13 protein-coding genes and 1 pseudogene are annotated in these 10443 nt (G+C 52.6%); 6 read left to right on the forward strand and 8 right to left on the reverse strand.

Annotated elements, in window-relative coordinates; translation table 11 throughout:
* A partial coding sequence (gene purR, locus FDW87_RS10640) for an HTH-type transcriptional repressor PurR (RefSeq protein ID WP_137379766.1) occupies positions 1–1003 on the reverse strand: 1003 nt, incomplete at its 3' end.
* A gap of 297 nt (positions 1004–1300) precedes the next feature.
* Between purR and cydH the strand changes: the two genes are divergently transcribed.
* Positions 1301–1390 (forward strand): cytochrome bd-I accessory subunit CydH, encoded by a 90-nt coding sequence (gene cydH / locus FDW87_RS10645; protein ID WP_003029209.1) that lies wholly within the window; start codon positions 1301–1303, stop codon positions 1388–1390.
* Positions 1391–1566: 176 nt separating this feature from the next.
* Positions 1567–2736, forward strand: coding sequence for an MFS transporter (locus tag FDW87_RS10650; protein ID WP_046276347.1), 1170 nt, complete (start codon positions 1567–1569; stop codon positions 2734–2736).
* 40 nt (positions 2737–2776) lie between these two features.
* On the opposite strand, the gene sodB is transcribed toward FDW87_RS10650, so the two are convergent.
* Positions 2777–3358, reverse strand: a complete 582-nt coding sequence (gene sodB, locus FDW87_RS10655) for a superoxide dismutase [Fe] (protein ID WP_137379730.1) — start codon at positions 3356–3358, stop codon at positions 2777–2779.
* A 127-nt stretch (positions 3359–3485) separates the two neighbouring features.
* On the reverse strand, positions 3486–4316 hold the full coding sequence (locus FDW87_RS10660) for a C40 family peptidase (RefSeq protein WP_019076728.1): 831 nt from the start codon (positions 4314–4316) through the stop codon (positions 3486–3488).
* A gap of 333 nt (positions 4317–4649) precedes the next feature.
* On the opposite strand from FDW87_RS10660, the gene grxD reads away from it, so the two are divergent.
* Positions 4650–4997 (forward strand): monothiol glutaredoxin 4, encoded by a 348-nt coding sequence (grxD, locus tag FDW87_RS10665; RefSeq protein WP_003832760.1) that lies wholly within the window; start codon positions 4650–4652, stop codon positions 4995–4997.
* A 54-nt stretch (positions 4998–5051) separates the two neighbouring features.
* Here the strand turns inward: grxD and rnt are convergent, their stop codons facing one another.
* The 4 genes from rnt to FDW87_RS10685 form a co-directional block, all read right to left on the reverse strand.
* A complete protein-coding gene (rnt, locus tag FDW87_RS10670; RefSeq protein WP_131405887.1) occupies positions 5052–5699 on the reverse strand; it encodes a ribonuclease T in 648 nt (215 codons plus the stop codon).
* A 94-nt stretch (positions 5700–5793) separates the two neighbouring features.
* Positions 5794–6201 (reverse strand): lactoylglutathione lyase, encoded by a 408-nt coding sequence (gene gloA / locus FDW87_RS10675; protein ID WP_003029198.1) that lies wholly within the window; start codon positions 6199–6201, stop codon positions 5794–5796.
* A 97-nt stretch (positions 6202–6298) separates the two neighbouring features.
* Positions 6299–7396 (reverse strand): alkene reductase, encoded by a 1098-nt coding sequence (locus FDW87_RS10680; RefSeq protein WP_137379731.1) that lies wholly within the window; start codon positions 7394–7396, stop codon positions 6299–6301.
* Between the two features lie 54 nt (positions 7397–7450).
* Positions 7451–8050 (reverse strand): TetR/AcrR family transcriptional regulator, encoded by a 600-nt coding sequence (locus tag FDW87_RS10685; RefSeq protein WP_016152991.1) that lies wholly within the window; start codon positions 8048–8050, stop codon positions 7451–7453.
* A gap of 101 nt (positions 8051–8151) precedes the next feature.
* On the opposite strand from FDW87_RS10685, the gene FDW87_RS10690 reads away from it, so the two are divergent.
* From FDW87_RS10690 to sodC, 3 genes are all read left to right on the forward strand, one after another.
* Positions 8152–8391 (forward strand): DUF1289 domain-containing protein, encoded by a 240-nt coding sequence (locus FDW87_RS10690; protein ID WP_016156428.1) that lies wholly within the window; start codon positions 8152–8154, stop codon positions 8389–8391.
* Between the two features lie 49 nt (positions 8392–8440).
* Positions 8441–9337, forward strand: a complete 897-nt coding sequence (locus FDW87_RS10695) for an aldo/keto reductase family oxidoreductase (RefSeq protein WP_016152993.1) — start codon at positions 8441–8443, stop codon at positions 9335–9337.
* An 81-nt stretch (positions 9338–9418) separates the two neighbouring features.
* Positions 9419–9943, forward strand: a complete 525-nt coding sequence (gene sodC / locus FDW87_RS10700; RefSeq protein ID WP_016156429.1) for a superoxide dismutase [Cu-Zn] SodC — start codon at positions 9419–9421, stop codon at positions 9941–9943.
* Here the strand turns inward: sodC and FDW87_RS22300 are convergent.
* A pseudogene (locus FDW87_RS22300) lies at positions 9919–10443 on the reverse strand (FUSC family protein); the annotation flags it as partial. The gene sodC and the pseudogene FDW87_RS22300 overlap by 25 nt on opposite strands.

The raw sequence follows: 10443 nt of genomic DNA on the forward strand, positions 1-10443 counted from the left end.
GGCCGTCGGCAACGGAGCGGCGTTCTACCAGGCGCGGATGAACCTCGATAGACTGCGACTCTTCACGTTTATTCACGATACGGTCTAACAGCATGTTGAAGGCCGTTTCCCCCAGTGAATCTTTAGGCTGGTGAATGGTGGTCAGAGCTGGCGTGAAGAAGCGGGCATTGCGCACGTTGTCGTAACCGATGAGCGAAACATCCTGCGGTACGCGCAGTCCCATCTCGTCAGCGGCGCACAGCGCACCCATCGCCATGATATCGCCACCGCAGAAGACGGCGGTCGGACGATGCGACTGTGACAGAATTTGCTGCATGGCGCGATAGCCCGATTCAGGCTCAAAATCGCCCTGCACAATCCAGTTTTCAGGAACTTTAATCAGCGCTTCTTCCATCGCTTTCATAAAGCCTGCCAGACGCCCGGCTCCGGTATTACGCTCCATTGGGCCTGGGATCACGCCAATCTCACGATGACCGCGTTCTACCAGATACCGACCCGCCATGTAACCGCCTTCGAAGGCGTTATCAATGACCGTATCGGTAAAGTCGGCTTTAGCTTCGCCCCAGTCCATGACGACCATCGGAATATGGCGGTACTCTTCGAGCATCGAAAGCAGCGACTCCGGATACTCTGAACACATCACCAGCAGACCATCAACGCGCTTTTGCGCCATCATCGACAGATAAGCCTGCTGTTTTTCGAGGCTGTTCCATGCGTTACCCAGAATCAGGGTATAGCCTTTCTGGAAACAGTTTTTCTCAACGGCTTCGATAATTTCAGCGAAATAGGCCGCTTCGCTGCTGGTGGCCAGCAAGCCAATAGACTTGGTGTGATTCACCTTCAGGCTGCGCGCCACGGCGCTCGGAGAATAGTGCAGCTCTTTGATCGCCGCCCAGACAGCATTACGCGTTTCTTCCGCGACAAAGCGCGTCTTGTTAATTACGTGTGATACGGTTGTAGTGGAAACGTTTGCTCGCTTCGCTACATCTTTAATTGTTGCCATTACATCTCACTCCAGACCATATCCTAAGCTCCTGAGAATACTCCAGGTAAACGTTTGCCTTAACACACCCTTAGCGCAACGTAAGGGTTGCGGCACGCCGGGAAAACGACACGGAACGTCAGGAAGGGGTCAATGGCCGGTACGCTAATCAAGTAAGCGTGGAATTTTGTCTGATCTTAACGAAAAGGGGAAGAGTTAAAAGCAGTTATCAATATAAATCGTGAGAGATTTTTGCTTTCAAGTGTGTAAAAATGCGCAAAATCACTTTTTGTGTGGGAATAAAAAGGAGAAAACTTGATGAGCACCGATCTGAAATTTTCGTTAGTGACTACCATTATTGTTCTGGGTTTGATCGTCGCGGGTGGCCTGACCGCAGCGCTGCATTGATTTCCCCCGAGGGAGTTCGCTCTCCCTCATCCTTTCCGCTTGCCTTTCCCATCGATTGTTTGCGAATAAGCAAAAGTCTTTTGCAATTTTGTTAACTTTATTAATTTTGCGATCAATGTCATGCTTTTGACTCTTATTTTATGTCGCGCCCCGGCTCGACGTTACGGAGTCGAAATATGAAACTCAATTATCCTTTACTGGCGCTGGCGATCGGCGCGTTTGGCATTGGCACCACTGAATTTTCGCCAATGGGATTATTGCCCGTCATTGCCAAAGGTGTGGATGTCTCGATTCCCGCGGCCGGAATGTTAATCAGCGCGTATGCGGTTGGGGTAATGGTGGGGGCTCCGCTGATGACATTACTGCTGTCCCATCGTGCGCGACGTAATGCGTTGATATTCCTGATGGCGATTTTCACGCTGGGCAACGTGCTTTCGGCTATTTCGCCGGATTACACCACCCTGATGTTATCGCGTATTTTGACCAGTCTGAACCATGGGGCATTTTTTGGTCTTGGCTCCGTTGTCGCTGCAAGCGTAGTACCCAAACATAAGCAGGCCAGCGCCGTGGCAACCATGTTTATGGGGTTGACCATTGCCAATATTGGCGGCGTTCCTGCGGCGACCTGGCTTGGTGAAACCATCGGCTGGCGTATGTCGTTTATGGCAACGGCGGGTCTGGGCGTCATCGCCATGGTCAGCCTGTTCTTCTCATTACCCAAAGGTGGGGCGGGAGAGCGCCCGGATGTCCGTAGCGAACTGGCGGTACTTATGCGTCCGCAGGTGCTGTCGGCGCTGCTGACGACCGTTCTGGGAGCGGGGGCGATGTTCACGCTTTATACCTATATCTCACCAGTGTTACATACGATTACCCATGCCACACCGGCGTTTGTGACCGGTATGCTGGTGCTGATTGGCGTTGGCTTCTCAATCGGTAACTATCTTGGTGGCAAACTGGCTGACCGTTCCGTCAACGGTACGCTGAAAGGCTTTTTACTGCTGCTGATGGTTATTATGCTGGCCATTCCTTTCCTGGCGCGTAATGAGCTGGGTGCGGCAGTTAGTATGGTGGTCTGGGGGGCAGCGACGTTTGCGGTCGTTCCGCCGTTGCAGATGCGCGTGATGCGTGTTGCCAGCGAAGCGCCTGGATTATCATCGTCAGTCAACATTGGCGCGTTTAATCTGGGGAATGCTCTGGGTGCCGCAGCCGGTGGGGCGGTGATTTCCGGTGGGTTGGGCTACAGCTTTGTTCCGGTGATGGGGGCAATTGTGGCGGGGCTTGCGCTGCTGCTGGTCTTTATCTCGGCGCGCAAACAGCCTGAAGAGGCTTTCACTACCGCGAATTAATGCTAAAACGCAGAAGGGTTCTCCTTCTGCGTCATCTTTTTTATGCTGCGAAGTTCTTCGCAACAAATTCCCAGTTCACCAGCGCCCAGAAGTTTTCCAGGTAGCCAGGACGGGTATTGCGATAATCGATGTAGTAGGCGTGTTCCCATACGTCAACGGTCATCAGCGGCGTCGCGTCGGTGGTCAGCGGTGTACCTGCATTGGAGGTGGAAACGATAGCCAGTTTGCCATCCGTTCCTTTTACCAGCCAGGTCCAGCCAGAACCGAAGTTTTTAATAGCGGCATCGGTGAACTGCGCTTTGAAATCCGCAAAGCTGCCAAAGGAGGCGGCAATTGCTTCGGCCAGTTTACCGGTAGGTTCGCCACCTGCGTTCGGTGCCAGGCAGTTCCAGTAGAACGTGTGGTTCCATACCTGTGCTGCGTTATTGAATACACCGCCTTCAGAGCTACGTACGATCTCTTCCAGTGATTTGCCTTCAAACGCCGTGCCTTTAATCAGGTTGTTCAGATTAGTCACGTAAGTTTGATGGTGTTTGCCATAGTGATATTCCAGCGTTTCGGCAGAAATGTGCGGTGCCAGAGCATCTTTGGCATACGGTAATGCAGGTAATTCAAACGACATTGCTTCTCTCCTTATTATTTGTATTGAGTACACACAATAGCCTCATTGTGAGTAAGGATAGGGTAGCAAATTGAAAGGTTATGCAAAAGAAGAACTTACCCTACAGCATGTACTGTAGGGTAAGTTTTTAACGAATTGTTTTTGGCGTCATTACCCGACGAGCGCCCACATAGTGGCGCTGCCAGTAATCTTCACTCAGAGAGGTGATTTGAATTTCCTGGCCGCTGCGCGGTGACTGAATAAACTTACCGTTGCCAACATAAACGCCAACGTGATCGGCAGTTCCACGCCCCTGGGTACGGAAAAATACCAGATCGCCATTTTTCAGTTCGCCACGTTCAATCGGCGCTGCATCGCGCAGATGATACATTTCGTTCGCAGTACGTGGAATGCGGAATTTCACCAGATCTTTATAGGCGTAATAGACCAGACCGCTGCAGTCAAACCCGGTTCTTGGTGAGGTGCCGCCCCAGCGATAAGGCTTGCCGATTTGGTTCATCAGCGTGGACATGGCGGTTTTAGTGGCTTTCTGCACTTTCACTTTATGCGCGTCAGCCAGCGTCGTTGGTGCGGTGGTTTTCACTTTTACACAGCGCGGCTTATGACCTTTGCGCGGCGTGCATTTTTCAGTCCAGGTAACGGCAGCGGTTTGTGCTGCGGTGTTTTTACCACGACGGTTTGCCGTTTTAGTCGACTTTGCCGGAGCGGCAGTGCGATGTTTAGAAGAGGAAGCGGTTTTGGTGCTGGTTTTGCTGGTGGTTTTTGTCGCCGTTTTTTTGCTGGTCTTTGTTGTTTTTTGGCTGGTTGTTGCGCTTTTCTTTTTATCTACCGTTTTGATGGTGTGGGAATGGGTAGGTGTCGTCCTGGCCTGCTTGGAAGCATGAGCCATGGGCGTAAAGGGCAGTGTAGTAAAAAGTAAAGCACAGAGCGTGATCGAGATTCGGTTTATCCGCGCCACTGAGCAATCCTCTGGTAAGGCAGGTCTATCATGCCTGCGTGTGATTTTCAAAACTTGATGATTCTAATCTATAGAAAGAGGGAAAGTTAATAGCTTTTTTGTTTAAAACTACGTTTCGTAACCGACCGCAAAAAAAATCAGCAATTAAAGTTGGCGTTGGTGAACGAATAATCAAATCCACAGGCTTTAAGGGGATAAATGAGATTGTGAATGCAACTTTTGGCGTCAGGGGATAAAATAATAACGCGTAATGAAAATGTTATTTTCCGTTGCCTGTCTGACCCGCTACAATGTCAGACTACTGCCGTAAAAGAAGTTTAAGGAAGCAAGATAATGAGCACCACTATCGAAAAAATCCAGCGCCAGATCGCTGAAAACCCGATTCTCCTGTACATGAAAGGTTCCCCTAAACTGCCAAGCTGCGGTTTCTCCGCTCAGGCTGTGCAGGCGCTGTCCGCCTGTGGTGAACGCTTTGCTTATGTTGATATTCTGCAGAACCCGGATATTCGCGCCGAGCTGCCGAAATACGCAAACTGGCCAACCTTCCCGCAGCTGTGGGTTGATGGCGAGCTGGTTGGCGGCTGTGACATTTTGATCGAAATGTACCAGCGCGGTGAGTTGCAGCAGCTGATTAAAGAAACAGCGGCGAAATACAAAACCGAAGAGCCGGACGCTGAATAATATCAGCGTAAATAAAAAAGCGACCTCGTGATGGTCGCTTTTTTTATCGGTCCGTTATGCCTCTTCAGGCATGGGAAGAGGCCAGCCGCCGAGACGTTTCCAGCGGTTAACAATTTCGCAAAACAGCACGGCCGTCCGTTCGGTGTCATACAGCGCCGAGTGCGCCTGAGTCCCGTCAAATTCCATTCCCGCCGCCAGGCACGCTTTCGATAACACAGTTTGCCCCAGAGACAGGCCGCTTAAGGCCGCAGTATCAAAGGTGACGAACGGATGAAATGGATTACGTTTGAGCGAGGCGCGTTCTGCTGCGGCCATCATAAAACTGTGGTCGAACGTAGCGTTATGCGCCACCATGATCGCCCGATTGCAGCCGCTGTCTTTAATCCCTTTACGCACCATTTTAAAGATGGCATGCAGAGCGTCATATTCGCTGACCGCGCCGCGTAGCGGATTGTTAGGGTCAATTCCGTTAAAGGCGAGGGCTTCCGGCTGCAAATTCGCGCCTTCAAATGGCTCTACGTGGAAATGTAACGTCGTGTCCGGCATCAGCCAGCCTTGTTCATCCATTTTCAGTGTGATGGCTGCGATCTCAAGCAGCGCATCGGTTTTGGCATTGAACCCTGCGGTTTCGACATCAATGACGACAGGATAAAAACCACGAAAACGGTCACACAGACCGGAAAGTTGAGCGTTATCGGACATCTGGGTCTCTTAATACGGGAAAATTGCAGCGCGTATTATGGCAAAATGATGAGTATAAAACTACGGGCACAGACGATCTGCGCCCGTGGGGAGGTTAGTCGCCCAGGCCGCGCCCGGCGTCTTTCTCTTCGATCAGTTCAATTTTGTAACCGTCTGGATCTTCAACGAACGCGATTACGGTGGTGCCGCCTTTTACCGGACCCGCCTCACGCGTGACGTTACCGCCATTCTGACGAATACGTTCACAGGCTTCGGCTGCGTTGTCTACGCTCAGGGCGATATGGCCGTAGGCAGTGCCCAGCTCATACTTGTCGACACCCCAGTTATAGGTCAGTTCGATCACGGCTTCGCTGGTTTCAGGGCCGTAGCCGACAAAGGCCAGGGAGTATTTGTATTCAGGGTTTTCGCTGGTACGCAGCAGCTTCATGCCCAGCACGTTGGTATAAAACTCGATGGAACGCTGCAGGTCACCCACGCGCAGCATGGTATGAAGTAAACGCATCTTTTTCCCCTTCGAAAATGGCTAATACATTCAAAATGTTGTTTTAGTATAGCGGCGTTGTTACGCCGCTATCAATGGCAGAACGTAGTTTGTGACGTTAGAGGGTAGGATAATCGGTGTAACCTTCCGCGCCGCCGCCGTAGAAGCTTTCGGCACGTTGCGGATTCAGCTCCGCTTTACGCTGCAGGCGCGCAACCAGATCCGGGTTAGCGATATAGGCGCGACCAAAAGCAACGGCGTCGGTCAGGCCTTTCTCGATCAGTGCTTCTGCTTTTTCAGGTGTGTAGGCACCCGCACCAATGATCGGACCGTGGAAACGCGCACGAACTTTTTCGCGAAACGCATCGGAATACGGCTCGCCGCCAGCCCAGTCCGGCTCAGACATATGTAGGTAAGCGATTCCGCGCTTGCCCAGTTGTTCAATCAGATACAGCGCATCAGCTTCTTCGTTCGGGCCGTTGTCAACGTTCTGGAATGAACCAATCGGAGAGACGCGAATACCAATGCGATCGGCACCCCATTCTTTAATACCGGCATCGACAACTTCCAGCACCAGACGTGCACGATTTTCGACGCTGCCGCCGTATTGATCGGTACGCTGGTTAGACGTTGGCGACAGGAACTGGTGCAGCAGATAGCCGTGAGCGGAGTGCAGTTCAACCATGTCGAAACCCGCTTCGCGCGCGTTGGCAATCGCCTGACGGAAGTCATTAACGATGCCGGGAATTTCTTCAGTTTCCAGCGCACGCGGCATTGAGGTATCCGCACGTGTTGCCAGACCATTTTCATCACGCAGCGAGGTCCGGGTACCGGCGCTAATCGCGGAAGGTGCGACCGGTGCCTGACCGTTGGGCTGCAGACTGGCGTGAGAGATGCGCCCGGTATGCCACAACTGGACCGCAATATGACCTTGCTCCGCATGTACGGCAGCGGTGATTTTTTTCCATGCGGCAATTTGCGCTTCGCTGTGTAAGCCGGGTGCCCCCGCATAGCCTTTCGCCTGCGCGGAAATCTGTGTAGCTTCACTGATGATAAGACCCGCGCTGGCGCGTTGACGGTAATACTCGGCCATCAGCGGAGTAGGGATGTCGCCAGGCTCAATGCTGCGCAGACGCGTCAGTGGCGCCATGAATACGCGGTTTGCTGCCGTAATAGCACCCACTTTCAGTGGGGAAAAAAGTTTTTCAGATGACATATGGCACTCCTGAATAGACCGGTCGTCTAGTAATAAAAGAAATAAAAACGCCTGTTAAACGGCAGGCGTAGTAATGATGGTTTTAACGTGCGCCAGCGCATTTTCCAGCGGGGTGGCGCTACGAGAAATCTTGGCCTGCAGGTTGGCGCCCAGCCACAGCGCATACAATACCTGCGCCTGCTGTAACGGCTCGCCAACAAAGGACAGACAATGGTTTGCCTGACCTTTCTCCAGCGCCTGCGCTAACAGCGCAATAATGTGCCGCGCGCCTTTATCCATCGCCGTGCGCATATCTTCTGACAGATCGCACACTTCGGCAGACAGTTTTACGGTTAAACAACCGCTGATAATGCCGTGCTGGCTAAACTGGTTCAGGGTTTCCTGATAGTAGGCCAGAATGCGGTCGCGATAGTTTCCTGCCCCCGTATCAAAGTGCGTAGCCAGTCGCTGATGATAGGCCGCATAGTGGCGTTCCAGCATCGCGACACCGAACGCTTCTTTAGAGCGAAAATAGTGATAAAACGAACCTTTGGGGACTTCAGCGGTTTTCAGTAGTTCGCTTAAGCCCATACCGGTGAAACCGCGCTGCATACACAGCAGTTCGCCAGTCGCCAGCAGATGTTCGCGTGTATCGTGTTCAGTGATTTTGTTCATGGAAAGGAGTGTAATAGACCAGTCGGTCTAATGCAATAGCGCTTGCGAGAAATTCAGTTAACGTCTTCAATAGGTATATCAATCTTACTAAAGGAGGGGATGTGGCCGAACAGCTGGAGTTTTTCCCCGTCCAGAGCCCATGCCGTGGAATATGTCAGTCTGACGAGCGCGGTTTTTGCCGTGGCTGTTTTCGCAGTCGGGATGAGCGTTTTAACTGGCAAAAGATGAGCGATGCCGAAAAGCAGGAAGTGCTACGGCTTTGTCGTCAGCGCCTGATGCGTAAATTACGAGCAAACAAAGCCAACCCTTCGGAAGAACCGCAACAACCTTCACTCTTTTAAAAGCGTAATTGCGTATACTCGATGCACATTCACTTATAAGGAAGCTGCTATGGTTCAGCGTATTACTATTGCGCCGCAAGGTCCGGAATTTTCTCGCTTTGTAATGGGGTATTGGCGCCTGATGGACTGGAATATGTCCGCGCGCCAGCTAGTCAGCTTTATTGAAGAACATCTGGACCTGGGCGTTACCACCGTCGATCACGCCGATATTTACGGCGGATACCAGTGTGAAGCGGCGTTTGGCGAGGCACTGAAGCTGGCCCCGCATCTGCGTGAAAAAATGCAGATTGTTACCAAGTGCGGGATCGCCACGACGGCGCGCACGGAAAATGCGCTGGGTCATTACATCACCGACAGCGCGCATATTATTGCCAGTGCGGAAGCATCGTTGAAGTTGCTGGCGACCGATCATATTGATTTGCTGCTCATCCATCGTCCCGATCCGCTCATGGATGCGGACGACGTAGCCGACGCGTTCAAAAAATTGCACCATAGCGGAAAAGTGCGTCACTTTGGCGTATCTAACTTCACCCCGGCACAGTTCTCACTGCTGCAATCGCGTCTGCCGTTCACGCTGGCGACTAACCAGGTTGAGATCTCACCGGTACATCAGCCGCTCCTGCTGGATGGTACTTTAGATCAACTGCAACAACTGCGCATTCGTCCGATGGCCTGGTCCTGCCTCGGCGGTGGTCGTCTGTTTAATGACGATGCGTTCCAGCCATTACGTAATGAACTTGCCACAATCGCAGAAGAGTTAAACGCGCAGTCCATTGAGCAGGTGGTGTATGCCTGGATTTTACGTCTGCCGTCTCAGCCGCTGCCGATTATTGGCTCAGGGAAGATAGAGCGTGTACGCGCCGCCGTTGAGTCTGAGTCATTGAACATGTCTCGCCAGCAGTGGTTCCGTATTCGCAAAGCTGCGCTGGGTTACGACGTACCGTAATCGCGTTTTTGACGCTTCTCCGTTCAAATTTGTGTCACTGGTTTACACTTATCAATCAGACACCTTTTGGACGGAGGTCTTATGAAGCGTTTGAGTTTGGCCATTATTACTCTACTCGCCTGTGCAGGTGCGCAGGCTGCCAGTGAAGAAAAAGTGACGATGAATCTGGTAACGTCGCAAGGCGTCGGCCAGGCGATTGGTACGGTCACTATTGCTGAAACCGGGAAAGGGCTGGAGTTTACGCCCGATCTGAAAGCGCTGCCGCCGGGTGAACATGGCTTCCATGTCCATGCGAATGGCAGTTGCCAACCGGCGATTAAAGAAGGAAAAGCCTCAGCCGCGGAATCGGCTGGAGGCCATTATGATCCGCACCAAACCGGCAAGCACGAAGGTCCGGAAGGCGCAGGCCACATGGGCGACCTGCCGCTGCTGGTGGTGAATAACGACGGTAACGCCACAACACCGGTCATTGCGCCGCGGCTGAAAACGCTCGATGAGGTTAAAGGCAAAGCGCTGATGATCCATGTCGGTGGCGATAATATGTCCGATCAACCAAAACCGCTTGGCGGTGGTGGAGCGCGCTACGCCTGTGGCGTTATCAAATAATCAATTGCCTAGCGTACCCGGCGGAGGCGCCTGTTCGAGCTGAGAAAGCGAGCAGTGTAGTCGCCAGATAAGCGCCGACAGTTCTTGCGCCGCAGGTTGATGATGGTGGGCGAGCGTGTCGCAAATACGCTGTAGCTCACTCAGCGTGGCATTCAGCGGTCGTTGCTGAACGCCGCGCTCACTCATTACGTCGCGAAGCAGCGAGATACACACGTCTCTGACGCGAGCCAGAGGATCTGAACGCACCTCCCAGGTGCGCAGTTGCCACACCACGTGCGAGCAGTTAAGCAAGACAACCCCCCAACGCAATAGCCAGCGTCGCGCCAGTGCATCCTGACTGTTGCTGAGCTGGCTGACGTGGTGATAGGTCAGCGACTCAAATTCGTTTTCACTGAGCGAGGGATGTCGGCTGAGCTGATCGACAAAATCCCGGCGCAGGGCGCGAATATGGCGGCGACCTTTCCGCGCATCCGATCCGGGCCGTAGAATGGCGAATGCCA

Origin of the sequence: Citrobacter sp. wls826, assembly GCF_005281245.1 — a bacterium.
Classification (GTDB): Bacteria; Pseudomonadota; Gammaproteobacteria; order Enterobacterales; family Enterobacteriaceae; genus Citrobacter; species Citrobacter braakii.